We start from the raw sequence: 24686 nt of genomic DNA, 5'->3' as shown, positions 1-24686 counted from the left end.
GGGGGGAGAGACGGGGCATGAGAGTCAGCGTTTTCGGGCTCGGCTACGTGGGCTGTGTGTCGGCTGCGTGCCTGGCCAGCATGGGGCACGAGGTCATCGGGGTGGACGTGAACCAGGTGAAGGTCGACCTGGTCAACGACGGCAAGGCCCCGGTGGTCGAGGAGCGGATCGGCGAGCTCATCGCCGAGGTCGTGCGGACCGGAGCGCTCCGCGCCACCGGTGACGTCCGCGAGGCGATCATGGGCAGCGAGGTGTCGCTGATCTGCGTGGGCACGCCGTCGGAGCCCAACGGCAGCCTGTGCACCACCTACTTGGAGCGGGTCACCGAGGAGATCGGCGCCGCGCTCGCCGAGCGGGGCGGGCGGCAGACCGTCGTGTTCCGCAGCACCATGCTCCCGGGCACCTGCCTGAACCTGCTGGTGCCGATCCTGGAGAAGAACGTCGGCGGCACGGCCGGGGTGGACTTCGGGGTCGCGGTCAACCCGGAGTTCCTGCGCGAGGGCACCAGCGTGCAGGACTTCTTCGACCCGCCCAAGACCGTCATCGGCGAACTCGACCCGGCGAGCGGCGACGCGCTGGCGGCGCTCTACGAGGGCCTGCCCGGCGAGGTGTTCCGGGTGCCGATCCCGACCGCCGAGGCCATCAAGTACGCGGACAACGCGTTCCACGGCCTCAAGATCGGCTTCGCGAACGAGCTGGGCTCGGTGTGCCAGGCGCTCGGGGTGGACTCGCACCAGGTGATGGACGTGTTCCTGGCCGACCGCAAGCTGAACATCAGCCCTGCCTACCTGCGGCCCGGCTTCGCCTTCGGTGGTTCCTGCCTGCCCAAGGACCTGCGCAGCCTGGTCCACGCGGCGCAGCGGGCCGACGTCTCGGTACCCATCCTCTCCCACGTGCTGGCCTCCAACTCCGACCATCTCCAGCGAGCGGTGGACCTGGTCGAGCGCACCGGCAAACGCAAGGTGGGCCTGTTCGGGCTGTCCTTCAAACCCGGCACCGACGACCTCCGCGAGAGCCCGCTCGTCGAACTCGCGGAGCGGCTCTTCGGCAAGGGCTACGACCTCAAGATCTACGACGCCAACGTGAGCCTCTCCCGGCTGCTCGGCGCGAACCGCGAGTACATCGAGAGCCGGCTGCCGCATCTCGCGCAACTGCTCGCCGACTCCGTCGACGAGGTGCTGGAGCACGCCGAGGTGTGCCTGGTCGGGACCAAGGATCCGGCCGTGCTGGCGGCGCTGCCCCACACGGGCGGACCGATGATCGTCGACCTCATCCACCTTCCCGACGCAGAGACGCGCCGGAACGAACCGGGGTACATGGGCCTTGCTTGGTGACGCAATCAGCCGCGACGGGTCGAACCGACGCGCGCTGATCCTGGTGGAGAACCTTTCGGTGCCCTTCGACCGGCGGGTGTGGCAGGAGTGCACCACCCTGCGCGACGCGGGCTGGGAAGTGCACGTCATCTGCCCTCAGGGGGAGAAACGGGACACGGAACCGGAAGCGGTGATCGACGGGGTGCGGATCCACCGCTACCCGTTGCGCGCGGCCACCGGAGGACCGGCCGGCTACCTACGCGAGTACGGAACGGCGCTCTGGCACACGGTCCGGCTGGCCCGCAAGGTCGGCCCGGTCGACGTGGTCCACGCCTGCAACCCGCCCGACCTGCTGTTCCTCCCGGCCCTGTGGATGAAGCGGCGCGGCGCGCGGTTCGTCTTCGACCAGCACGACCTGGTGCCCGAGCTGTACCTCTCCCGGTTCGACCGCGGCGAGGACCTGCTCTACCGCGCCGTGTGCGCGCTGGAGCGGCGGACCTACCGGGCCGCGGACATCGTGCTCGCCACGAACGAGAGCTACCGGGACGTCGCGCTGCGCCGTGGCGGCAAGCGGCCGGAGGACGTCTTCGTGGTGCGCAGCGCGCCCGCGACCGACCGGTTCCAACCGGTGCCGCCGGAGCCGGAGTTGAAGCGCGGCAAGCCCCATCTCCTGTGCTACCTCGGCGTCATGGGCCCGCAGGACGGCGTCGACTACGCCTTGCGGGCCCTGGCGAAGCTGCGCGACGAACTCGGGCGGACCGACTGGCACGCGGTCTTCGTCGGCGCCGGCGACGCCTTCGACGCGATGGTGGAGCTGGCCGGGCGACTCGGTCTCTCCGAGCAGGTGCAGTTCACCGGGCGCATCCCGGACGCCGACCTGGTGCGCTACCTGTGCACGGCGGACGTGTGCCTCTCTCCCGACCCGTGCAATCCGCTCAACGACGTGTCGACCATGAACAAGGTCCTGGAGTACATGGCGATGGGACGGCCGATCGTCTCGTTCGACCTCCGGGAGGCGCGCGTCTCCGCCGGTGACGCCGCCGTCTACGCGCCCGACGACGACGAGGCCCAGTTCGCCAAGCTCATCGCGCTGCTCCTCGACGATCCGCAGAAGCGGGCGCGGATGGGCAAGATCGGCCAGGAGCGGGTCAGTGGGCCGCTGTCCTGGGAGAACTCGCAAGCGTCACTGCTCGCCGCCTATGCCGCCGCCTGCCGGGACCAAACCCCGGTGTCCGCGGCTGGGCCGCTCCGTACGGGGAAGAGGCCGCACCATTGAATGAGGACACGATCCGCCTGGTCACGATCGGACGGATTCTCCGTCGGCGGTGGCGGCTTCTGGCCGTCCTCGCCGTAGCGGGCGCGCTCTTCGGCTACGGCACCTCGGTGCTGCTGCTTCCGCCGCGCTACACGGCAGAGGCATCGGTGCTGCTGCCGGGCCAGTGGGAAGAGCGCGAACTGCTGACCCAGGTGGACATCGCCACCAGTTCGGCGGTGGTCGACCGCGCGGCCGCCGCGCTGAAGTGGGGCGTCGACGGCACCGAACTGCAGAAAGACGTGAGTGCCAAGGCGGACGACGGGAACATCATCAAGGTCTCCGGTACGGCCGACACCCCGGAGCGCGCGCAGCGGCTCTCCGACCAGCTGGCCCAGCAGTTCGTCACCTTCGCCACCCGTATCGCGGGCGGCAGCACCGACCCCGCGGCGGACACGGCGACGGAGGCGCTGCGCAAGCAGGTGGCCGAGACCAACCGCCGTATCACCGAGCTGGCCGACTCGGCGGATCCGGGGCAGACCGTGGAGGGCGTGCAGGCCCGCACCGAGCTGGAGGGTCTGCGCACCGGGCTTCAGGACGCCATGAAGAAGCTGGAGGAGGCCAACCCGGCGGGCGCCAAGGCCAGCATGGTCGTCATGGGGCCCGCCCCCCGGCCGACCGGCGCGGCGGCGCCGACGAGGATACAACTGACCGTCGGCGGGGCGCTGTTGTTCCTCCTGCTCGCGGTCGCGGGCCATCTCGCCGCCGCACGGGTGAGCCGTCGGCTGCGCACCGAACCGGAGATCGCCGCGGCGCTCGGCTCGCCGTTCCTCGGCACCGTCGACGTGCCCGGCGAACGACACGGGCACCGGCCCGCGAGCCACGGCTCACGGGCCCGGCTCCGCCGCCTTCTCGGCACCGACACCCCGTGGGACGCACCGACCCCGCAGCGATCCGGCGACGAGGCCGAGCGGCGGCTCCGCTACCGGCGGGTGTGCGCCCGCCTCCGGGACCAACTGCCCGCCCCCCGGCGGCTGCTGGTCGTCGTACCGGAAGGCGACGAGGTCGCCCGGCTGGCCGCCGGACAGCTCGTCGCCGAGGCCTCCGGTGACCCGCAACTGCGGGTCGTGGAGGTCTCGGTGGACCGGCCGATCGTGCCGGACCGCGACACCGAGTCCGGTGCCCTCGCCGTCCTCGGCGCCGGGAGCTGGACCGCCGGAGAACTCGCCGGCATCGCCGAGGCGTGCGCGGACGGCGGCCACGAGCTCGTCGGCGTCGTCGTCGCCGGCTCGGTCCGCACCCGACCGACGGAAACCGCCGAACGACTGCCCGACGACGCCACTTTGACGTTCGCGGTACACGGCCACGCGACAGGAGATCCAGCGTGACGACGAGCACGACTTCGGAGTCGTCGGCCGCCACCCCGCTCCTCGACCTCCAGGCACTGGTGGTCGCGGTGCGCAGACGCCGCCGGCTGTGGGGCGCCATGGCGCTCCTCGGGATGCTGGCCGGCGCGGCCGTGGCGGTCGCGCTGCCGCCGGCCCCGGCCGCCGTGACCAAGGTGCTGGTCGCGCATCAGGAGGACCAGCCGAACGACACCGGAACGCTGATCCGCACCGACGCCCAGCTGCTGGCGACCTCGCGGATCGCCGGCCAGGCCCTGCGGATCCTCAAGTCCCCGGAAAAACCGGAGGACTTCATGAAGGACTACCGGGGCACCGGACTGACCAACAACGTCCTTGAGATCGATGTGACGGGCAAGACCGACGCGGAGGCGGTGGCCCGGGCCAAGGCACTGGCCGAGGCGTTCGTCGCGGACCACGCCAAGCGCATCAACGACATCGCCAATGCCAACGCCCAGGGCCTGCTCGACCAGCAGGCCCGGATGCAGGCGGAGCTCGCCGACATCAACAAGTCGATCGGCGGCCGGTCGCCCGACAGCGACCCCAAGGACGCGGCGAACCTGGAGTCGCTCTTCGCCCGCCGGGCCGAACTCACCTCGCAGATCTCCGACTTCGGCCAGCGCGCCGAGGAGGCCCGCGTCGGCGCCCCCCAGCTCGTCGCCGGTACGCAGATCGTGGACGCCCCGCGCGCGGTGCGGCACTCGCTGCCCAAGGCCCTCGTCACCGACGGCGTGATCGGCCTTGTCCTCGGGCTCTTCCTCGGGCTCGCGCTGGCCGCGGTCGGCGTGGTGGTCGCGGACCGCCCTGTGCTGCGCCGGGACATCGCGGCGAACCTCGGCGCCTCCGTCATCGCCGAACTACCGCGCCGCTCCGGCAGGTTGTGGCAGCGCCGGCGGACCCGAGCGGCACGCGAACGGCTCGCCACCACGCTGGCCCGCACCTCGCGCGGCTCGGCGGAACCGCTGTCGCTCCTTGAACTCGGCTGCGCGCGCAGCACGGCCGTGATCGCCCTCGGTCTCGCCCGGGCACTGAGGGAGGACGGTCCGGTGACCGTCGTCGACGGCCTCCCCGGCACGCAGCTCTCGGGCCGCCGCCCGAAACCGGGGGACCCCACCGTGGTCGGCGCCGAAAAGGCCGCCACCGTGTCCCCGCAGGAGCAGCGGATCGGCGTCGGCTCGGTGGCACCCGGCACGGCGTGGACCGACCTCCAGCACCTCGGCTCCCGGACCGTGCTCGTCGTGCGCGCCGGGCACGGCAGCGCCGCATGGCTGCACACCGTGGCCCGACAACTCGCGGACCAGCACATCCCGGTGATCGGCGTGGTGCTGATCGACCCCGATCCGCGCGACCGGACCGACGGCACGCTGTGGGACGGGCTGGCCAACGCGCTGCGCGGCCAAAGCGAGCGGCCGACCTGGCAGAACGGTGGGGGTACCTCCCACGCCGTTCAGGCAGTGGGGGACGGCCGTCGACTCACGGAACGCCAGCCGATACGGGCCGCACGGGTCCCGGACAACGACCAGGAGGTGCGGTAGACGTGTGTGGCATCGCGGGCACATACCGATGGCCGGACGGAAAGGCCGTCACCGACCGGCTCACCGACACCCTCGCCCACCGCGGCCCGGACGGCTCGGGCCGCTACGGCCACCCCCTGGGTGACGGCGAAGTGCAGCTCGGGCACCGCAGGTTGTCCATCATCGACCTGTCCGAGACCGGCGCCCAGCCGATGGTCTCGGACGGCCTTGCCCTGACGTACAACGGCGAGCTGTACAACGCGCCCGAACTCCGCGCCGAGTTGGAGGCCACCGGGGTGCGCTTCCGCGGCACCTCCGACACCGAGGTGCTCCTGGAGGCATGGCGGCGCTGGGGCACGGACTGCCTGCCCCGGCTGCGCGGCATGTTCGCGTTCGGCGTCTTCGACGAGCGGACCGGTGAACTGGTGCTCGTCCGCGACCAGTTGGGCATCAAGCCGCTGTTCCTGCTCCGGCGCGGCCAGGGCCTGATGTTCGCCTCCGAGCTGAAGGCGCTGGCCGCCGCGACCGGCAAGTCGCTGGAGGTGGACCAGGCGGCGCTGGTGGCCTCCCTCCTCTACTACTGGGTGCCGGACTCGCGCTGCGCGTTCCGCGAGGCGGAGAAGCTGCCGCCGGGGAGCTGGCTGCGCTGCCGGCCCGACGGGCGGGTGGAGCGCGGCAGCTTCTGGAACCTGAAGGACGTCGCCGCTGAGGGCCGGGACCGGGCACTGGCCGGTGAGCGGCCGGACCTCGCCGCCATCGTCGAGGAATCGACCAGGCGCCACCTGCTCTCCGACGTACCCGTGGCGACCTTCCTCTCCGGCGGCCTCGACTCCAGCTATCTGACCGCGCTGGCGGCCCGCCACCAGCCCGGGATCTCCGCGTACACCATCGGATTCCGCGCCGAGGACGCCAAGTTCGAGGCGATGCCCGACGATCTGCGCTACGCCCGGCAGGTCGCCGAGCAGTTCGGTGTCGACCTGCACGAGATCGAGATCGCCCCGAACGTGCTCGACCTGCTGCCGCAGATGACGTACAGCCTGGACGAGCCGATCGGCGACCCCGCCGCGATCAACACGTACCTGATCTGCATGGCCGCCCGGGAGGCCGGGGTCAAGGTGATGCTCTCGGGGATGGGCGCGGACGAGCTGTTCGCGGGGTACCGCAAGCACTTCGCCAACCTGCTCGCGCTGCGCTACCAGCGCGTCCCCCGGCCCCTGCGGCGCGGGGTGTCCGGGGTCGTGGACCGGCTGCCGGTCGCCTCGGCCCGGCGCGGCTACCGGTCGGTGCGCTTCGCGAAGCGGTTCCTCTCCTTCGCCGATCTGCCGGAGGAGACCGCGTTCCGGCGCAGCTACACCATGTACGACCAGGACGAACTGCTCGCCCTGCTCAACCCGGATCTGGCCGGGACGGTCGACGACGTGGTCACCGAACACACGGACGTCTACCAGGACAACGACCTCGACGACTTCGTCAACCGCATGTGCCTCACCGACGCCCGCATGTTCCTGCCGGGCCTGAACCTCGCCTACACGGACCGCTCCAGCATGGCCGCGTCGACCGAGGTGCGGGTGCCGTACGTCGACATCGAGGTCGTCAAGGCGGCGTTCGCCATACCCGGCAGCCGCAAGATCGTCGGCCGGCAGGGCAAGGCCGTCCTCAAGGAGGCGGCCACCTCGACCCTGCCCCGGGAGATCGTGTACCGGCCCAAGGGCCTGTTCAGCGCCCCGCTGCGGGCCTGGATGAGCCGGGACCTGGCACCGCTGGTGCGCGAGGTGGTCAACGACGGCGTGCTCGTCAACTCCGGGTTCCTGCGCCGCGACGCGCTGGCCCGGATGGTCGCCGAGGACGCCGCCGGACAGGCGGACTACTCCAAGCATCTGTGGCACGTACTGACCCTTGAGTACTGGTATCGCGACGCGACCTCTGGCTCCGCCCAGAGCGCTCGGACGACGGCTTAGAAAACAGGAGTTCTGGTGAAGCAGGTTGTACAGAACTACAAGAGCGGCGAGCTGGCGGTGCTCGACGTTCCGGTACCGGGGTGCAAGCCGGGCGGTGTGCTGGTGCGCAGCGCCTACTCGCTGATATCCACCGGCACCGAGCTCATGAAGGTCTCCGAGGCCGGCATGTCGATGCTGGGCAAGGCCCGCTCCCGGCCGGACCAGGTGGCCAAGGTCATGCAGAGCGTGGCCACCAACGGGGTGCCCGCCACCTACCGCAAGGTGATGGGCAAGCTGGACTCCTACACGCCGCTGGGCTACTCGCTGTGCGGGGTGGTCGAGCAGGTCGGCGCCGGGATCGACGACGTGAAGGTCGGCGACCTCGTGGCCTGCGCCGGCAACGAGCACGCGCTGCACGCCGAGCTGAATTGGGTGCCGAAGAACCTCTACGCCCCCGTCCCCGACGGTCTCGCGCCACGGCACGCGGCCTTCGGCACCGTCGGCTCGATCGCCATGCAGGGCGTCCGCCAGGGCGAGCCGCAGCTCGGCGAGGTGGCGTTGGTCATCGGCCTCGGCCTCATCGGGCAACTCGTGGTGCAACTCCTCACCGCCGCCGGAGTCCGCGTGGTCGGCGCCGACCCCGACCCGACGCGCTGCGAACTCGCCGAGCGCCTGGGCGCCGCGGCCTGCGGCGACCCAGCGTCGCCGGCCGTGGAAGCGGCCGTCGCCGAACTCACCGACGGCCACGGCGTGGACCAGGTGTTCCTGGCCGCGGGCGGCGGCAGCAACCAGCCTGTCGAGCTGGCCGCCCGGCTCGCGCGGGACCGCGGCCGGGTCGTCGACATCGGCAAGTGCCGCCTCGACCTGCCGTGGAACGCGTACTACGAGAAGGAACTCGACGTCCGCTTCTCGCGCTCCTACGGCCCCGGGCGCTACGACCCGTCGTACGAGCTGGAGGGACGCGACTACCCGATCGGCTACGTGCGCTGGACCGAGCGCCGCAACCTGGCGTGCTTCCTCGATCTCCTCGCCCGCGGCAGGGTCGACGTGGAGCCCCTGGTCTCCCACATCGCCGACTTCGACGACGCCGTGGAGACCTACCAGAGCCTGAAGGACGGCGAACTGAAGGCCGTGGCCGTGCTGTTCCGGTATCCCGAACAGGCGGCGGAACAAGGGGAGTCGGCGGCCCCGGAGGTGTCCGTGCCCGAGGTGCGACGCACCGCCACGACCGTCGCCCCGGCCCGGTCCGCCAAGACGCCGGTGCGGCTCGCTTTCGTCGGCGCGGGAAACTACGCGACGTCGATGCTGCTGCCGCACCTGGCACAGCGCGAGGGCGTCGAGCTGTCGACCGTCGTCACCACCACCGCGCTGTCCGCGGCCAACGCGCAGCGCAAGTTCGGCTTCGCCCAGGCGACCACCGACCTCGACGCCGTGCTCGGCGACAAGTCCGTCGACGCGGTGTTCGTGGTCACCCGGCACAGCTCGCACGCCGAACTGACCCGGCAGGCACTCCTGGCCGGCAAGACCGTGTTCGTGGAGAAGCCCCTGGCCCTCACCGAGGACGAGCTGGCCGGAGTGCTCGCGGCGGTGGAGGAGTCCGGCAACGACCGGCTCCAGGTCGGCTTCAACCGCCGGTTCGCACCGCTGCTCCAGGAGGCCAAGAACCGCTTCGGCACCCGGACCGGTCCGGCGAGCCTGCGCTACCTGGTCAACGCGGGCAAGCTCCAGCACGGCAGCTGGTACCTCCAACAGGGCGCCGAGGGCTCGCGGTTCGCCGGCGAGGGCGGCCACTTCATCGACACGGCGAGCTGGCTCCTCGACGCCGACCCGGTCTCCGTGTACGCGACGGCCGCGCCCGGCAACGAGGACCTCCAGGTCGTCCTGCGCTACCCGGACGGCTCCACCGCCACCATCAGCTACGTCACCACCGGCGCACCCGGCTTCCCCAAGGAGACCCTGGACCTGCTCGCGGACGGCAAGGTGCTGCGGCTCGACGACTTCGTCAAGGCCTCGGTCCACGGCGGTAAGAAGTGGGTCAGTTCGCGGCTGCCCAAGGCCCGGGACAAGGGCCAGAACGCCGAACTGGCCGCGTTCATCAAGGCAGTTCGGACCGGCGGACCGATGCCCGTGCCGCTGGAGTCGCTGGTCGCCACCACGGCGGCCACCCTCGCCGTACAGACCGGCCTGGCCGCCGGTGCGCCGGTGACGCTGGCGAGGACGCCATGACTGTGAACTCGGGGAGTCCGGGCTGGTACCTGCGGCGGCTGTCCCGCATGGGACCGCGAGAGGTCGCGGGCCGAGCGGGCGACGCCGTGCGCAGGCGGCGTTGGCGGTCGGCGCGGCCGGACTGCCCGAGCGTCACCGGTGCCCGCTTCACCGCCGTCCTGCCCGCGGGCACGGTCGCCGAGGTGCCGCCGGACGCCGTGAAGCGGCTCGTCGCCGAGGCGGACCAACTGATGGCCGGGCACGTCGAGTTCTTCGGGGTGGAACGCGACGACCTCACCGACCCGGACTGGTCCTACGACCCGAAGACCGGTCGCCGGGCCCCGTCGGGCTACGCCTTCGACGTGCCGTACCGCGACGAGGACGTGGCCGGGGACATCAAGCAGATCTGGGAGCCGTCCCGGCATCAGTACCTCACCGTGCTCGCCGCCGCCTACGCGGTCACCGGCAACGAGCGGTACGCCGAGCGGGTGGCCGAGCACCTGCGGTCGTGGTGGACGGCCAACCCGCCGCTGCGCGGCGTGCACTGGATCAGCGGGATCGAGCTGGGCATCCGGCTGCTGTCCTGGGTGTGGATCCGACGGCTGCTCGACGGCTGGCCGGGCGCGGCCGAGCTGTTCGAGGACAACCCGGTGGCGCTGAACCAGATCTGGCACCACCAGCGCTGGCTGGCCGCCTTCCCCAGCCGGGGATCCTCGGCGAACAACCACGTCATCGCCGAGACCGCCGGACAGTTCGCCGCGGCCTGCGCGTTCAACTGGTTCCCCTCCTCGGCGCGTTGGCGGTCCGATGCGCTGCGGTCGCTGGAACGGCAGCTGCGCGCCAACACCTTCGACTCCGGCCTCAACCGCGAACTGGCCACCGAATATCACGGACTCGTGCTGGAACTCGGCCTGGCCGCGGTGGCCGAGGCGGACGCCGCCGACGTGCCGGTGCCCGAGTCGCTCCGGCTGGTACTGCTGCGGATGACCGACGCGCTCGCGGCCGTCGTGGACAACCGGCTGCGTCCGCCGCGCCAGGGGGACGCGGACGACGGCCACGGTCTGGTCCTGGACGGCACGGGCACCGACCGCTGGGGCTCACTGCTCGCCACCGGAGACGCCGTGTTCGGCCGGCTCGACTGGTGGCCGACGGTCACCGGCACCGATGTGCGCACCCCGCTGCTGGCCGCGCTCGTCCGGCCGTACGCGCAGGACGGAACCGCCCGGCCGGCGACCAGGCCCGCCCACTTCGCCGACGCGGGGCTCACCGTCCTGCGCGGTCCCGAGGAGATCTGGTGCCGCTGCGACGGCGGTCCGCACGGCTTCCTGTCCATCGCCGCGCACGCCCACGCCGACGCGCTGTCCGTGGAGGTCCGGCACGACGGGGTGGACGTGCTCGCCGACCCGGGGACGTACTGCTACCACGGGCAGCCCGCGTGGCGGCAGTACTTCCGCTCGACCCTCGGCCACAACACCCTCCAGTTGGACGGCGGTGACCAGTCCGTGTCCGGCGGCCCGTTCCTGTGGACCCGGCACGCCCGCACCCGCGTCCTCGACGTGGACAACTCCGGTGCAGGGGTGGCGCGTTGGGCCGCCGAGCACGACGGGTACCAGGGCTCGGTGCACCGCCGCCGGGTGGAACTGACGGCCGAGAGCCAGGAGTTGAGGATCGTCGACGAGGTCCGCGGCCGACAAAGCCCGCGCCGGGACGTGCGGTTGGCGTTCCACCTCGGCCCGGCGATCGCCGCGGACCTGGCCGGACACCGGGCCGTGCTCACCTGGACCCGGGACGGTGCGGAGCGCTCCGCGGTGCTCGACCTGCCCGCGCGGCTGTCCTGGCAGGCGCATCGCGGCGAGACGGACCCGCCGCTGGGCTGGTACTCCGCCGGATTCGGGCGCAAGGAACCCACCACCACGCTGATCGGCACCGGATTCGCCGACGGCACGGACGAGTTCACCACCGTGCTCGGGTTCCGCGGCCAGGGGGGCGCGTGAGGATCAAGAGGCTGCACTGGGCGTCGGCGGCGGCACCGCTGGCGCTGGCCCTGCTGACGGTCACCGGCTGCGACAGCACGTCGAGCGCCCCGGCCGCGAAGCCGACCGCCGCGCCGTCCACGTCCACGTCCGCCGCCCGGTCCGTGGCCCGGGTGTGCGCCAACCCCGCCGCCGGACCGGCGAAGGCGCCGGCGGGCGCGGTCACCGTAGACCCCAAGGTGGTCGGCGACCTGGCGGCGAAGACCAAGAAAAGCCCCCCGAACACCACGTTCTGGCTCAAGCCGGGCACGCACAAGCTGGAGCGGGACCGCTACGCCCAGGTCATCCCCAAGAAGGGGGACCACTACATCGGCGCGCCGGGCGCGGTGCTCGACGGCCGGAAGGTCAACCAGTACGCCTTCACCGGCAACGCCGCCGACGTCACCATCCGCTATCTGACCGTGCGGGGATTCGTCGCGCCGCAGGACGAGGGCGTCGTCAACCACGACTCGGCCGACGGGTGGGTCATCGAACACTCGACGGTCAAGGACAACTCCGGCGCCGGACTGATGGCCGGTGCCCGCCAGCAGGTCCGCGCCGACTGCCTGCGCGACAACGGCCAGTACGGCATGAACGCGTACAAGGGCAACGGCCGTATCACCGGCCTGGTGGTCGAGGGCAACGAGATCACGGGCAACAACACCGGTGACTGGGAGCGGCGCAAGGAGGGCTGCGGCTGCACCGGAGGCATCAAGTTCTGGGAGGTCGACGGCGCCGAGATCAGCGGCAATTGGGTGCACGACAACCGCGGCGCCGGGCTGTGGGCGGACACCAACAACAACGACTTCCGCATCGAGAACAACGTGATCGAGGCCAACGACGGTGCCGCGCTGATCTACGAGACCAGCTACAACGCGGTCGTCCGGGACAACACGATCCGGCGGAACAACTGGGTCGAGGGCCGCAAGGCGGCCGACGGCGGCGACAACTTCCCGTACGCGACCGTCTACCTGTCCGAGTCCGGCGGCGAACCACGGGTCAAGGCCCGCACCGACAAGATCGAGATCTACCGGAACGTGCTGGAGAACAACTGGAACGGGATCACCCTGTGGGAGAACGCCGACCGGTTCTGCAACAGCCCGGCCAACACCTCGTCCGGTGACTGCACCCTGCTGGTGAAGAAGACGAGCACTTGCGTGCGACCGGCGATCACCAAGGCACCCCTCTACTCCGACTGCCGGTGGAAGACCCAGCGGGTGGACATCCACGACAACCGCTTCGTGCTCGACGAGTCCGTCGTCAAGTGCACGGAGATGTGCGACCGCATGGCCGTGCTGTCCAACTACGGCACCTACCCGGACTGGTCGCCGTACAAGGGCGAGCAGGTGGCCGACGCCATCACCGAGAAGCAGCACAACCGCTGGCACGACAACGTCTACGTCGGACCGTGGAAGTTCGACGCCGAGGACCAGAGCAAGGTGCTCGACTTCGGGCAGTGGCAGGCGACGCCGTACTCGCAGGACAAGGGCAGCACCCTCGACCTTCAGGCCGGTGGTTGAGATGGCTCAGAACCTGACGCGCGGACCGGATACGGCGGGGACGCTACGCCCCGTCGGCACACCGAAGACCGTCGGCATCGTGTGGGGACTGCTGGTCCTCAACACCCTGGGCTCCGCCGGGGCGAAGACCATCGTCCCGCTGCCCCGCTCCCTCATCCAGATGGTCACCATGGGCTCGCTGGTCGCCGCGTTCGCGCTGGCCCTCTTGATCAACCAGCGGGTGCGCATCAGGGCCAGCGCCTATGTACTGCTGCTCTCCCTGCTGCTGGTGTCCAGCGTGATCTCCAGCGCGAGCCTGGAGTCCGGGATGGGCGCGCTGTTCCGCTGCTTCCGGCTGACCCTCTTCGTCGGCACCCTGTGGCTGCTCAGCCGCTGGTGGGACGGCAGCCTCACGTTCGTCCGCTACCACATCCGGGCCTACTTCGCGGTCCTCGGCTCGGTGGCCCTCGGCCTGCTCGTCTCCCCGGGCAAGGCCCTGCCCGGCCTCTACGGCGGACGCCTCGTCGGCGCGCTGTGGCCGCTCACCCCGCCGCAGATCGGGCAGTACGCGGCGGTGATCATCGGGCTCACCGCGCTGCTCGTCATCGGCAAGCGGACCGACCGGACCAGCGCCGTGCTGGTCATCGTGCCGTCGCTGGTGCTGCTCGCGCTGACCCACACCCGGACGGCCACGCTCGGCCTGCTCCTCGGGCTGGCGCTGGCGATCGGCTCGCTCATCCTGACCAGCGCCGCGGCCCGCCGCTTCTTCACCTGGGCCGTGCTGATCTCCGTGGTGGCCGCGGTCGGCTTCGCCTCCGCGCTGCAGACCTGGTTCCTGCGCGGACAGAGCCAGGAGAACTTCTCCAGTCTCACCGGTCGGGCCAAGGTCTGGAACGCCCTGCTGGCCGAGCCCCGGTCCGCCGCGCAGCAGGCGTTCGGCGTGGGCCTGGGCGACAAGTCCTTCGGCGGGCTGCCGATCGACAACAGCTGGCTGGCCGTCTACAACGAACAGGGCCTGATCGGTGTCACCCTCGTCGCGTTGATCATCGTCGTGCTGGGCGGCGTCGCCCTGCTCCGGCCGCCCTCCCTGCAACGGGCCTGCGCGATCTTCCTGATCAGCTACTGCGCGATCGCCTCGTACACCGAGGCCGGTCTCGGTGACGCCTCGCCGTATCTGCTCCATCTGGCCCTGGCCGCCTCGCTGTTGGCGGCCCCTGCCCAGGCCGCTGTGCTCGCGCTGCCCGAAGCCCCTCGACGGCACGTCCCGCGCTGGGCCCGTAGATCGGAGGTGAAGTGAGCATGCACGTTCTCGTGGTGCACAACCGCTACAACTCGGCGCAGCCGAGCGGGGAGAACAAGGTCGTCGACCAGGAGGTGGAGCTGCTGCGCGCGGCCGGCCATCGGGTCGAGGTGTTCGAGCGGCGCAGCGACGACATCGGCGGCCGCTCCCTCCTCGGGAAGGTCGCGGTGCCGCTCCTGGTGCCGTGGAACCCGGGAGTGCGCACGGAACTCGCGGCCAAGCTGCGGGCCGAGCGGCCGGACGTCGTGCACGTCCACAACGTGTTCCCGCTCCTGTCGCCCGCGGTCCTCGCCGCCTGCGCCGACGCCGGAGTCCCCGCCGTCGCCACGTTGCACAACTACACCCAGGTCTGCCCGCCCGGCACACTCCAGCGGGACGGCCGGCCGTGCACCGAGTGCGTCGGCTCGACGCCACTGCCCGCCGTCCGGCACGGCTGCTACCGCAACTCCCGCCTGGCGACCGTGCCGCTCGCGGTCAGCCTGTCGGTCAACCGGCGGCGCTGGTGGACCGGCGTGGAGCGCTTCCTCTGTATCTCCGCCGCGCAGCGCGACGTCCTGGTGCGTTCCGGCATGCCGGCCGAGCGGCTGGCGGTGAAGCACAACTTCGTTCCGGAGCCGGGCAGTCGCCGCACGGGTGACGGCGAGCACGTGCTGTATCTCGGCCGGCTCGCGGAGGCCAAGGGCGTGCGGCTGCTCATGACCGCGTGGGACGAGATCGCGGCGGCCGGTGGTGTGGGCGTACCGCTCGTGATCGCCGGCACCGGGCCGCTGGAGCCCGAGGTGACCGCCTGGGCCGCGGGCCGGGACGACGTGCGCTACGTCGGCCTGTTGGACGCGGCGGAGTGCCGGGAGGCCGTCGCGCGGTCGGTCGCCGTGGTGGCTCCCTCGACCTGGCTGGAGGCGTTCGGCCTGGTGGTCGTGGAGGCGATGGCGGCCGGGGTGCCGACCGTCGCCGCCGGTCACGGCGCCTTCGTCGAACTCGTCGAGGACGGCGTCACCGGGCTGCTGCACCGGCCGGGCGAGCCCGCCTCGCTCGCGTCCTGCCTACGCCGGATCGCGGCCGAGCCGGACCGCAACCGGGAGATGGGGCAGGCGGCCCGGCGCCACTACGAGCAGGGATTCAGCCCGGCCGTCGGCCTGGAGCGCCTGCTGGAGGAGTACCGCACCGCGATCGCGGGTCGGTCAGCACTGGCTCGCGGTGGGGACACCCACGCGAGCAGGGGGGATGGGGACAGCAGATGACACGATGCCGACTCTGCGGCTCGGAAGCGACGACGAGCGTCGTCGATCTTGGAGCGACACCGCCATGTGAGAGCTTTCTCGCCGCGGACCAACTGGACCGGCCGGAGCAGACGTACCCGCTGAACCTGCGGGTCTGCACCGACTGCTGGCTGGCGCAGCTCCCGCCGCTGATCACGCCGGAGGAGACGTTCAAGGAGTACGCGTACTTCTCCTCGTTCTCGACCTCCTGGGTGGAGCACGCGCGCACGTTCGTCGACGGCGCCGTACAGCGCCTCGACCTCGGCCCCGACGCCTTCGTGGTGGAGGTCGCGAGCAACGACGGCTACCTGCTGCGGCACGTGGTGGACCGGGGGATCCGCTGCCTGGGCATCGAACCGTCGGTGAACGTCGGTGCCGCGGCGCGCGAGGCGGGGGTGCCCACGCACACGGAGTTCCTGAGCCCCGACACCGGCTCGGCCGTCCGCGCCGAGCACGGCCCGGCGGACCTGGTCGTGGCCAACAACGTGTACGCGCACATCCCCGACGTCGTCGGGTTCACCCAGGGACTGCGCGCACTGGTCGCCGACGACGGCTGGGTCTCCGTCGAGGTGCAGCACCTGCTGACCCTGATCGAGGAGAACCAGTACGACACGATCTACCACGAGCACTTCCAGTACTACACGGTCGCCTCCGCGATCCGGGCCCTCGCGAGCGGCGGACTCGCCCTCGTGGACGTCGAGTTGCTGCCCACGCACGGCGGCTCCATCCGGCTGTGGGCCCGGCCGGCCGAGGTGGCGGGCGAGCCGTCGCAGCGGGTGGCCGACGTGCTGGCCCGGGAGAAGGCCGCCGGCTTGCAGGAGCTGTCGGGGTACACCGAGTTCTCCGCCCGGGTGGCCAAGGTGCGCCGGGACCTGCTGCGGTTCCTCATCGAGGCGGCCGAGCGCGGCGAGACGGTCGTCGGCTACGGCGCCCCGGGCAAGGGCAACACCCTGCTCAACCACTGCGGCATCCGGCCCGACCTGCTCGCGTACACGGTCGACCGCAATCCGTACAAGCACGGCAGGTTCACCCCGGGCACCCGCATCCCGATCCTGCCGCCCGAGCAGATAGCCGCCGACAAGCCGGACTACGTCCTCGTCCTCCCGTGGAACCTGCGGGCCGAGCTGGTCGAGCAGCTGTCGTTCGTGCACGAGTGGGGCGGCCGGCTGGTCTTCCCGATCCCCGAACTGAGCGTCGTCGAGGGCGCCTTGAAGGAGGTCACGGCATGAAGGTCGTCCTGTTCTGCGGCGGTTACGGGATGCGCATGCGCAACGGAACCTCCGACGACGTGCCCAAGCCCATGGCGATGGTCGGGCCGAGACCGCTGATCTGGCACGTCATGCGCTACTACGCGCACTTCGGGCACAAGGAGTTCATCCTGTGCCTCGGCTACGGGGCGCACCACATCAAGGAGTTCTTCCTCAACTACGAGGAGACGGCGTCCAACGACTTCGTCCTGCGGGGCGGGCGCACCGAGTTGCTGTCCACCGACATCGCGGACTGGACGATCACGTTCGCGCAGACCGGCATCGAGTCACCGATCGGGGAGCGGCTGCGCCGGGTGCGACACCATCTGGACGGCGACGAGATGTTCCTCGCCAACTACGCCGACGTGCTCACCGACGCCCCGCTGCCCGAGATGATCGACCGGTTCGCCCTGCGCGACGCCGGGGCGTCGATGATGGTCGTACCGCCACAATCCTCGTTCCACTGCGTGGAGTTGGGCGAGGACGGCCTCGTAGGCGGCATCACCGCGGTGAGCGACATGCCGCTGTGGGAGAACGGCGGCTACTTCGTCCTCCGCCAGGAGGTCTTCGACCACATACCGGAGAACGGGGACCTGGTCGCCGACGGATGCGCCCAACTGGCCAAGCGCGGACGGCTGGTGGCGCATCAGCACCGCGGCTTCTGGAAGCCGACCGACACCGTGAAGGAGCGCGCCGCGCTCGACGAGGCCTACACCCGGGGCGACCGTCCGTGGGCCGTGTGGGAGCGGGACAGCGCGGAGGTGCGTGCGTGATCAGGCTCGGAGCCGGTCCTCTCGACCGGATCGTCGTCGTGGGCGCCCACTGCGACGACATCGCCATCGGCGCCGGCGGCACGCTGTTGACGCTCTGTCAGGCGCGGCCGGGCATCCGCGTCGACGCGCTGGTGCTCTCCGGCGGCGGCAGCGAGCGCGAGCAGGAGGAACAGGCCGCGCTCACCGCCTTCTGCCCGGGCGCCGACCTGCGGCTGACCGTGCACAAGCTGCCGGACGGCCGGCTGCCCACGCACTGGGACGAGGCCAAGGCCGCGGTCGAGGAACTGCGCGAGCGGACCGACCCGGATCTGATCCTGGCCCCGCGTACCGATGACGCGCACCAGGACCACCGCGGCCTGGCGCGGCTGATTCCCACCGCGTTCCGCGACCACCTCGCGCTCGGCTACGAGATCGTCAAGTGGGACGGCGATCTCGGCCGCATGGCGGCGTACCAGCCGCTGTCGCCGGAGACCGCCGAACAGAAGGTGCGGCTGCTTCAGGAGCACTACGCCTCGCAGCGCCACCGGCCCTGGTACGACCGGGAGGCCTTCCTCGGCCTCGCGCGGATCCGCGGCATCGAATGCCACGAGCGATACGCCGAGGCGTTCGCCGTCACCAAACTCACGCTCAACCTGGGGGGTTGAACAACCTTGCGCGTACTACTGACCGGACACCAGGGCTATCTGGGCACCGTCATGGCACCCGTCCTCACGGCCGCCGGACACGAGGTCGTCGGCCTCGACTCCGGCCTGTTCGCCGACTCCGTCCTCGGCCCGCAGCCCGCCGACCCGCCCGGGGTACGGGTGGACCTGCGCGACATCACCGCCGACCACGTGGCCGGGGTGGACGCCGTGATCCACCTGGCCGCACTCTCCAACGACCCGCTCGGCTCACTGGCGCCGGAACTCACCTACGACATCAACCACCACGCGTCCGTACGACTGGCGAAACTGGCCCGGGACGCCGGAGTCGGGCGCTTCCTGTACGCGTCGACCTGCTCCGTCTACGGCGCCTCCGGCGGCGACGGCCTGGTCACGGAGGATGCCCCGCTGCGCCCGGTGACGCCGTACGCGGAGTCGAAGGTGCGGGTCGAGGACGACCTGCACGAACTGGCCGACGACGACTTCACCCCGGTGTTCATGCGCAACGCCACCGCCTTCGGCTTCTCGCCCCGGCTGCGCGCCGACATCGTGCTGAACAACCTGGTCGGCCACGCGCTCCTGTCCGGCGAGGTCCTTGTCCTCTCCGACGGCACACCCTGGCGCCCGCTGGTGCACGCCGCCGACATCGCCCGCGCCTTCACGGCCGCGCTGACCGCGCCGCGCGACGCGGTGCACGACCGGGCGTTCAACATCGGCAGCGAGATCAACAACGTCACGGTCGCCGAGATCGCCGACCAGGTCGCCGAGGCGGTGGCCGGCGCGAAGGTGGTGATCACCGGGGAGAACGGTGCCGACCCGCGGTCCTACCGGGTGGACTTCTCCCGCTTCCGCGATGCGATCCCCGGCTTCGACTGCGAGTGGACGGTGAAGCAGGGCGCGCTCGAACTCGCCGACGCCTACCGGAAGTTCGACCTGACCCGGGAGGACTTCGACCGCCGCTTCACCCGCCTCGCCGTGCTGCGCGCGGCGACCGACGCAGGCACCGTCGACGACACCCTGCGGTGGCGCCGATGACCGACGTGGGCGAGGAAATGTACGGCCTGGTGGAGCGGATGTACCCGCTCTGCCGGAGCATCACCGGCGACGGGGTGCGCGCCACCCTGGACATCGTCGGTGAGTACGTCCCGTTGCAGGTGCACGAGGTGCCGACCGGGACGCAGGTGCTCGATTGGACCGTTCCACAGGAGTGGAACATCCGGGACGCGTACATCGCCGACAGCACCGGCCGGCGGGTCGTCGACTTCGCCGAGTCCAGCCTGCACGTCCTCGGCTACAGCGTGCCGGTGGCGAGGACCATGCCCCTGTCCGAGCTGCGCGCGCACCTGCACACCCTGCCGGACCAGCCCAACTGGGTTCCGTACCGCACCAGTTACTACAAGCCGGAGTGGGGCTTCTGCCTGGCCCAGGAGACCCTGGACGCGCTGCCGGACGGCGACTACGAGGTGCGGATCGACTCCACCCTCGCCGACGGCCACCTCACCTACGCCGAGCACGTCGTCCCCGGACAGGTCGCCGACGAGGTGATCGTCTCCTGCCACACCTGCCATCCGTCGCTGGCCAACGACAACCTGGCCGGCATCGCGGTGGCGACGTTCCTCGCCCGGCAGCTGGCGGAGCAAACGCCGTACTACACCTACCGGTTCATCTACGCGCCCGGCACCATCGGGGCGATCACCTGGCTCGCGCGCAACGCGGAGCGGGTGGACCGGGTCAAGCACGGCCTCGTGCTGGCCTGCGCCGGGGACCCGGGGCAGGTGACGTACAAGCAGAGCAGGCGCGGCGACGCGGAGATCGACCGGGTGCTGCGGCACGTGCTCGCGGCGTCCGAACGCCCGCACCGCGTCAACGAGTTCACCCCGTACGGCTACGACGAGCGGCAGTACTGCTCGCCCGGCTTCAACCTGGGCGTGGGCTCGCTCACCCGGACCCCGTACGCGGGCTACCCCGAATACCACACCTCGGCGGACAACCTGGACTACGTCTCCCCGACGGCGATGGCGGACACCCTCGCGGTCTGTCGCGAGGCGTTCGCCGTTCTCGACCGCAACCGGCGGTACCTCAACCTCAGCCCCTACGGCGAACCGCAGTTGGGCCGGCGCGGGTTGTACGACGCGCTCGGTGGGCGCAGCGACACCAAGCAGGCCCAGATGGCCATGCTCTGGGTGCTCAACCTCTCCGACGGCGAGCACAGTCTGCTGGACGTCGCCGAGCGGTCCGGGCTGCCGTTCGACACCGTCGCCGGTGCGGCCGGCGCTCTGCACGAGGCAGGGCTGATCAAGACATGACGCCGATGACCACCGACGGGGAGAAGGCGACCACACCGGCCCGGTCCGCCAAGCGCGCCCTCGTCGGCCGGCTCTCCTGGGGACTGGCCGACCAGGCGGCCTCCAGCATCAGCAACTTCGCGGTGGGTATCTACGTGGCCCGCTCGCTGGGGGTGACCGCGTTCGGCGTGTTCAGCCTCGCCTGGGTGACCTACGGCGTGGTGCTCAACGTCTCCCGCGGCCTGGCCACCGACCCGCTCGTGGTGCGCTTCAGCGGGGTGCCGGAGCCGTCCTGGCGCGGGGCGGTGACCCGCTCGACGGGTACGGCGCTCTGCGTCGGTACGGCCCTCGGAGTGCTGTGTCTGGCGGCCGGGCTCGGCCTCGGCGGCCGGGTGGGGCCCGCGTTCGCCGCCCTCGGTCTCATGATGCCGGGGCTGCTGCTCCAGGACGCCTGGCGGTTCTCGTTCTTCGCCGCCGGTGACGGGCGGAAGGCGTTCGTCAACGACATCGTGTGGGGCGTCGCGCTCATCCCCGCCATGGTGGTGGCGGCCCATGTCGGCACCGTGGCCGCCTTCGTGCTCGCCTGGGGCGCGTCCGCCACGGTGGCCGCGGGGTACGGCTGCGTCCAGTCCGGCATCCGGCCCCGCACATCACAGGCCCGCGGGTGGCTGCGCGAACAGCGCGATCTCGGCTACCGGTACCTGGTCGAGAACGTCAGCCTCAGCGGCGCGAGCCAGCTCCGCGCGTACGGCCTCGGCGCGATCGTCGGAGTGAGCGCGGTGGGCGCGGTGCGCGGTGCCGAACTCCTCCTCGGCCCCTTCCTCGCCGTACTGATGGGGCTGTCGCTGGTCACCGTCCCCGAGGCGGCACGCGTGCTGCGGCAGGCCCCGCACCGACTGGGCAGGTTCTGCCTCCTGCTCGGCGGGGGACAGGCCACCGGAGCGCTGCTCTGGGGCTCGGCGCTGCTGCTGATGCCGGGCAGGCTCGGCGAGTTGGCGCTCGGCGACGTCTGGCACTCCTCCTCGCACCTCATCGTGCAGATCACCCTCAGCGTCGCGGGAGCGGGCCTCGGCACCGGAGCGGCGGCCGGACTCCGAGCACTCGGTGCCGCCCGGCGCAGCCTGAAATGCCAGCTGTTCGCCTCCGCCTGCTACGTCGGCGGCGGACTCGGCGGGGCGGCCCTCGCCGGTACGGCCGGCTCGGCCTGGGGCGTCGCCGCCGCGACCATCAGCGGCTCGGCCGTGTGGTGGCTGCAACTGCGCTCCGCCCTGCGCGAGCGCCACCGCGAAACCATCCCCGAAGTGAGGACCTCATGACCGACCGACCGAGGCTGAGCATCGGCCTGCCCGTGTACAACGGCGAGGAGTACCTGGCCGAGTCGTTCGACGCCCTGCTCGGCCAGACCTACGAGGACTTCGAACTGGTCGTCTCCGACAACGCCTCGACCGACGCCACCGAGACCATCTGCCGCAAGTACGCCGCGCAGGACTCCCGCATCCGCTACCTCCGGCTGCCCCGCAACATCGGCGCCACCCCGAACCACAACCACGTCTTCGCCGAGTCCCGCGGCGAGTTGTTCAAGTGGGCCTCGCACGACGACCTCTACGGCCGCGACCTGCTGACGCGCTGCATAGAAGCACTGGACGAGCGCCCTGACGTGATCCTCGCCCACACCGACCAGGCGGTCATCGACGGCGACGGCCAGGTGACGGTGCCCTACGACTACACGCTCGCCACCGACTCCCCGCACGCACCGGACCGCTTCCGCAGCCTGCTGTTCGAGCCGGGCGGCGACGACTTCTACGGCGTGATCCGCGCCGACGTGCTGCGCCGGGTGAAACCGATGGACAGCTACCACCACGCGGATCGCACCTTCGTCGCCGAGATCACCCTGCACGGACGCTTTCACCAGGTCCCGGAACTGCTGTACTTCCGCCGCGACCACCCCACCCGCGCCGAACGCGCCAACCCCTCCAAGCGCGCCCGGTGCGTCAACCTGGACCCGCGCCGGGCCGGCGCGCTGCACCCGACGCCCCGCCTGCTGGCCGAGTACGTCTGGGGCTTCGCCTCGTCGATCCGGCGGGCGCCGCTCTCCCCGGCCGACCGGCGCGCCTGCTACCGCCACCTGGCTTCCTGGATGACCAGCCGGGTCCGGCCGGGCGCCGGCGAGCGGGTCGAGGACCGGGCCCCGGTCGACCCGGCCCAGCTCACGGTCTCCGTCGACGCCCTCGTCGCCGGCCGCGAGGGGAGGCGCGCATGACGTCCACGGGCCAACTTCCGGTGCGCGTCGGGGTGTTCGGCCTGCTCGGCTCCGGCAACCTCGGCAACGACGGGTCGCTCGAAGCCGTCCTCGGATACCTCCGCGCCGACCACCCGGACGCGGTCGTGGACGCCTTCTGCGGCGGACCCGAGGCCGTGACGGCCCGGTTCGGCATCCCCGCCACCCGGATGCACTGGAACCGCGCCGAGTACCGGACCGCGTCCCGCGCGGGCTCGATCGCGTCCAAGGGGCTGGGCAAGTTCGTCGACATCTTCCGCACCGCCGCCTGGGTGCGGAAGCACGACGTGGTGATCGTGCCGGGCATGGGCGTCCTGGAGGCCACCCTGCCGCTACGACCGTGGGGCTTCCCGTACTCGCTGTTCCTGCTCTGCGCGAGCGGCCGACTGACGCGCACCCGGGTCGCGCTGGTCAGCGTCGGCGCCGCCGAGATCCGCAACCGGCCCACCCGGGCCCTGGTCCGCTGGTCGGGGCGGCTGGCCGCCTACCGGTCGTACCGGGACGCCCAGTCCAAGGACGCGATGGGGGCGATGGGCGTGGACACCGCGCGCGACGAGGTCTACCCGGACCTCGCGTTCTCCCTGCCGGCACCGCCCGCGAACGCGCCCTCGGACGTGCCCGGCACGGTCTGCGTCGGCGTCATGGACTTCCACGGCGGCAACGACGACCGCGCCCGGGCCGACGAGATATACGGCCGCTACCTCGACGGGACGATCCGGTTCGTCCGCACGCTGGTCGAGGAGGGCAGACCGGTCCGGCTGCTCACCGGCGACCGCTGCGACGCCACGGTGGTCGCCGCGATCCTCGACGCGGTCGACTCACCACTCGTCACCGCGGCTGAACCGACCTCCCTGGATGACCTGATGAAGGAGATGACGGCCGCCGACACCGTAGTAGCAGTCAGGTACCACAACCTGATCTGCGCGCTGAAGACCGGAACGCCGGTGCTCGCGCTCAGCTACGCGGCGAAGAGCGACGCGCTCATGGACCGGATGGGCCTCGGCGCGTACTGCCACCCGGCGCGCGAGGTCGACGCCGACCGGTTGCTGGAGCAATTCCGGGCGCTGGAGAAGCGATCGGCCGAACTGCGGCAGACCCTCGCCGAGCGGAACCTGGCCGCCGCCCGCCAACTGCGGGACCAGTTCAGCTCGTTGACCGCGGCCGTGTTCCCCGCGACCAGCCACACCCACGCCCACGCCCGCCAGGAGTCTCCATGAAAGCGACCGAAGTCCCGGAGATCGCCGGTGCGTTCCTCTTCGAGCCGACGCCGTACGCCGACGAACGGGGCTTCTTCTGCCGCACCTTCGACGCCGACGTGGTCCGCTCGGTGGGCCTCGACCCGGACGCCTTCGTCCAGGACAGCCTGTCCCGCTCGGTCCGGGGCGTGGTGCGCGGCCTGCACCTGCGATCCGGCGCGGGCGAGGCCAAGTTGGTGCGGTGCTCGTACGGGCGGGTCTTCGACGTCGTCGTGGACCTGCGGCCGGATTCCCCGACCTACCGCCATTGGGTTTCCTTTGAACTCACAGGCGAATCACAACCAACTCTTTACATTCCCGCGGGATGCGCGCACGGTTTTCAGGCACTGACCGACACCGCCGACACCTCGTACCGGATCGACCGCCCGCACGATCCGACCGAGGACGTCACCATCGCCTTCGACGACCCGGAGCTCGCCATTCCCTGGCCGCTGCCGGCTGCACTGATGTCCCAACGGGACCGAGAGGCGCCGAGCCTCGCCGAGGTCCTGAAGCACAGAGAAAGATGAGGT

The 24686-nt window shown here is 71.3% G+C and carries 19 protein-coding genes; all 19 read left to right on the top strand.

Annotated elements, in window-relative coordinates; genetic code table 11:
- Positions 1 to 17: 17 nt before the first annotated feature.
- From OG194_RS06050 to rfbC, 19 genes are read left to right on the top strand one after another with little or no spacing between them, the layout of a single operon-like run.
- Positions 18 to 1334: a nucleotide sugar dehydrogenase gene (locus OG194_RS06050; RefSeq protein WP_327399806.1), complete on the top strand. Its 1317-nt coding sequence runs from the start codon at positions 18 to 20 to the stop codon at positions 1332 to 1334.
- Positions 1324 to 2589: a glycosyltransferase family 4 protein gene (locus OG194_RS06045; protein ID WP_327399805.1), complete on the top strand. Its 1266-nt coding sequence runs from the start codon at positions 1324 to 1326 to the stop codon at positions 2587 to 2589. The genes OG194_RS06050 and OG194_RS06045 overlap by 11 nt, the downstream gene beginning before the upstream one ends.
- Complete coding sequence (locus tag OG194_RS06040; RefSeq protein WP_327399803.1) at positions 2586 to 3953, top strand: Wzz/FepE/Etk N-terminal domain-containing protein; 1368 nt, start codon at positions 2586 to 2588, stop codon at positions 3951 to 3953. The genes OG194_RS06045 and OG194_RS06040 overlap by 4 nt, the downstream gene beginning before the upstream one ends.
- On the top strand, positions 3950 to 5503 hold the full coding sequence (locus OG194_RS06035) for a Wzz/FepE/Etk N-terminal domain-containing protein (RefSeq protein WP_327399802.1): 1554 nt from the start codon (positions 3950 to 3952) through the stop codon (positions 5501 to 5503). The genes OG194_RS06040 and OG194_RS06035 overlap by 4 nt, the downstream gene beginning before the upstream one ends.
- 2 nt (positions 5504 to 5505) lie before the next feature.
- Positions 5506 to 7440: an asparagine synthase (glutamine-hydrolyzing) gene (gene asnB, locus OG194_RS06030; RefSeq protein ID WP_327399801.1), complete on the top strand. Its 1935-nt coding sequence runs from the start codon at positions 5506 to 5508 to the stop codon at positions 7438 to 7440.
- Positions 7441 to 7455: 15 nt separating this feature from the next.
- Positions 7456 to 9645 carry a bi-domain-containing oxidoreductase gene (locus OG194_RS06025; RefSeq protein ID WP_327399800.1) on the top strand — a complete coding sequence of 730 codons (2190 nt, stop codon included), beginning with the start codon at positions 7456 to 7458 and terminating at the stop codon, positions 9643 to 9645.
- Positions 9642 to 11618, top strand: a complete 1977-nt coding sequence (locus tag OG194_RS06020) for a heparinase II/III family protein (protein ID WP_327399799.1) — start codon at positions 9642 to 9644, stop codon at positions 11616 to 11618. Before OG194_RS06025 ends, OG194_RS06020 begins: the two co-directional genes overlap by 4 nt.
- Positions 11615 to 13156 carry a right-handed parallel beta-helix repeat-containing protein gene (locus OG194_RS06015; RefSeq protein ID WP_327399798.1) on the top strand — a complete coding sequence of 514 codons (1542 nt, stop codon included), beginning with the start codon at positions 11615 to 11617 and terminating at the stop codon, positions 13154 to 13156. The genes OG194_RS06020 and OG194_RS06015 overlap by 4 nt, the downstream gene beginning before the upstream one ends.
- Before the next feature lies 1 nt (position 13157).
- Entirely contained in the window at positions 13158 to 14432 is a 1275-nt protein-coding gene (locus tag OG194_RS06010; protein WP_327399797.1) for an O-antigen ligase domain-containing protein, read from the top strand.
- A gap of 2 nt (positions 14433 to 14434) precedes the next feature.
- On the top strand, positions 14435 to 15676 hold the full coding sequence (locus OG194_RS06005) for a glycosyltransferase (RefSeq protein ID WP_327399796.1): 1242 nt from the start codon (positions 14435 to 14437) through the stop codon (positions 15674 to 15676).
- Positions 15673 to 16923 (top strand): class I SAM-dependent methyltransferase, encoded by a 1251-nt coding sequence (locus OG194_RS06000; protein ID WP_327399795.1) that lies wholly within the window; start codon positions 15673 to 15675, stop codon positions 16921 to 16923. Before OG194_RS06005 ends, OG194_RS06000 begins: the two co-directional genes overlap by 4 nt.
- Positions 16920 to 17714, top strand: coding sequence for a glucose-1-phosphate cytidylyltransferase (locus tag OG194_RS05995; RefSeq protein ID WP_327399794.1), 795 nt, complete (start codon positions 16920 to 16922; stop codon positions 17712 to 17714). The genes OG194_RS06000 and OG194_RS05995 overlap by 4 nt, the downstream gene beginning before the upstream one ends.
- Entirely contained in the window at positions 17711 to 18358 is a 648-nt protein-coding gene (locus OG194_RS05990; protein ID WP_327399793.1) for a PIG-L deacetylase family protein, read from the top strand. Before OG194_RS05995 ends, OG194_RS05990 begins: the two co-directional genes overlap by 4 nt.
- Positions 18359 to 18364: 6 nt before the next feature.
- Positions 18365 to 19390 (top strand): NAD-dependent epimerase/dehydratase family protein, encoded by a 1026-nt coding sequence (locus tag OG194_RS05985; RefSeq protein ID WP_327399792.1) that lies wholly within the window; start codon positions 18365 to 18367, stop codon positions 19388 to 19390.
- A complete protein-coding gene (locus OG194_RS05980; protein ID WP_442811498.1) occupies positions 19387 to 20661 on the top strand; it encodes a DUF4910 domain-containing protein in 1275 nt (424 codons plus the stop codon). Before OG194_RS05985 ends, OG194_RS05980 begins: the two co-directional genes overlap by 4 nt.
- Positions 20658 to 21956: a hypothetical protein gene (locus OG194_RS05975; RefSeq protein ID WP_442811497.1), complete on the top strand. Its 1299-nt coding sequence runs from the start codon at positions 20658 to 20660 to the stop codon at positions 21954 to 21956. Before OG194_RS05980 ends, OG194_RS05975 begins: the two co-directional genes overlap by 4 nt.
- Positions 21953 to 22900, top strand: coding sequence for a glycosyltransferase family 2 protein (locus OG194_RS05970; protein ID WP_327399790.1), 948 nt, complete (start codon positions 21953 to 21955; stop codon positions 22898 to 22900). The genes OG194_RS05975 and OG194_RS05970 overlap by 4 nt, the downstream gene beginning before the upstream one ends.
- A complete protein-coding gene (locus tag OG194_RS05965; RefSeq protein ID WP_327399789.1) occupies positions 22897 to 24135 on the top strand; it encodes a polysaccharide pyruvyl transferase family protein in 1239 nt (412 codons plus the stop codon). Before OG194_RS05970 ends, OG194_RS05965 begins: the two co-directional genes overlap by 4 nt.
- Positions 24132 to 24683, top strand: a complete 552-nt coding sequence (gene rfbC, locus OG194_RS05960; protein ID WP_327399788.1) for a dTDP-4-dehydrorhamnose 3,5-epimerase — start codon at positions 24132 to 24134, stop codon at positions 24681 to 24683. The genes OG194_RS05965 and rfbC overlap by 4 nt, the downstream gene beginning before the upstream one ends.
- The last annotated feature ends 3 nt before the right edge of the window (positions 24684 to 24686 follow it).

This window comes from Streptomyces sp. NBC_01288 (assembly GCF_035982055.1).
GTDB lineage: Bacteria > Actinomycetota > Actinomycetes > Streptomycetales > Streptomycetaceae > Streptomyces.
Note: the sequence above shows the minus strand (reverse complement) of the source record. Positions and strands in the feature narration are given on the sequence as shown.

What these genes read in the sequence shown, in the direction of transcription:
- OG194_RS06000 (WP_327399795.1), top strand. Translation starts at nt 15,673, where the DNA reads ATGACACGATGCCGACTCTGCGGCTCGGAAGCGACGACGAGCGTCGTC.
- OG194_RS05965 (WP_327399789.1), top strand. Translation starts at nt 22,897, where the DNA reads ATGACGTCCACGGGCCAACTTCCGGTGCGCGTCGGGGTGTTCGGCCTG.
- OG194_RS05980 (WP_442811498.1), top strand. Translation starts at nt 19,387, where the DNA reads ATGACCGACGTGGGCGAGGAAATGTACGGCCTGGTGGAGCGGATGTAC.
- OG194_RS06050 (WP_327399806.1), top strand. Translation starts at nt 18, where the DNA reads ATGAGAGTCAGCGTTTTCGGGCTCGGCTACGTGGGCTGTGTGTCGGCT.
- rfbC (WP_327399788.1), top strand. Translation starts at nt 24,132, where the DNA reads ATGAAAGCGACCGAAGTCCCGGAGATCGCCGGTGCGTTCCTCTTCGAG.
- OG194_RS06020 (WP_327399799.1), top strand. Translation starts at nt 9,642, where the DNA reads ATGACTGTGAACTCGGGGAGTCCGGGCTGGTACCTGCGGCGGCTGTCC.
- OG194_RS05995 (WP_327399794.1), top strand. Translation starts at nt 16,920, where the DNA reads ATGAAGGTCGTCCTGTTCTGCGGCGGTTACGGGATGCGCATGCGCAAC.
- OG194_RS06010 (WP_327399797.1), top strand. Translation starts at nt 13,158, where the DNA reads ATGGCTCAGAACCTGACGCGCGGACCGGATACGGCGGGGACGCTACGC.
- OG194_RS05970 (WP_327399790.1), top strand. Translation starts at nt 21,953, where the DNA reads ATGACCGACCGACCGAGGCTGAGCATCGGCCTGCCCGTGTACAACGGC.
- OG194_RS06005 (WP_327399796.1), top strand. Translation starts at nt 14,435, where the DNA reads ATGCACGTTCTCGTGGTGCACAACCGCTACAACTCGGCGCAGCCGAGC.
- OG194_RS05975 (WP_442811497.1), top strand. Translation starts at nt 20,658, where the DNA reads ATGACGCCGATGACCACCGACGGGGAGAAGGCGACCACACCGGCCCGG.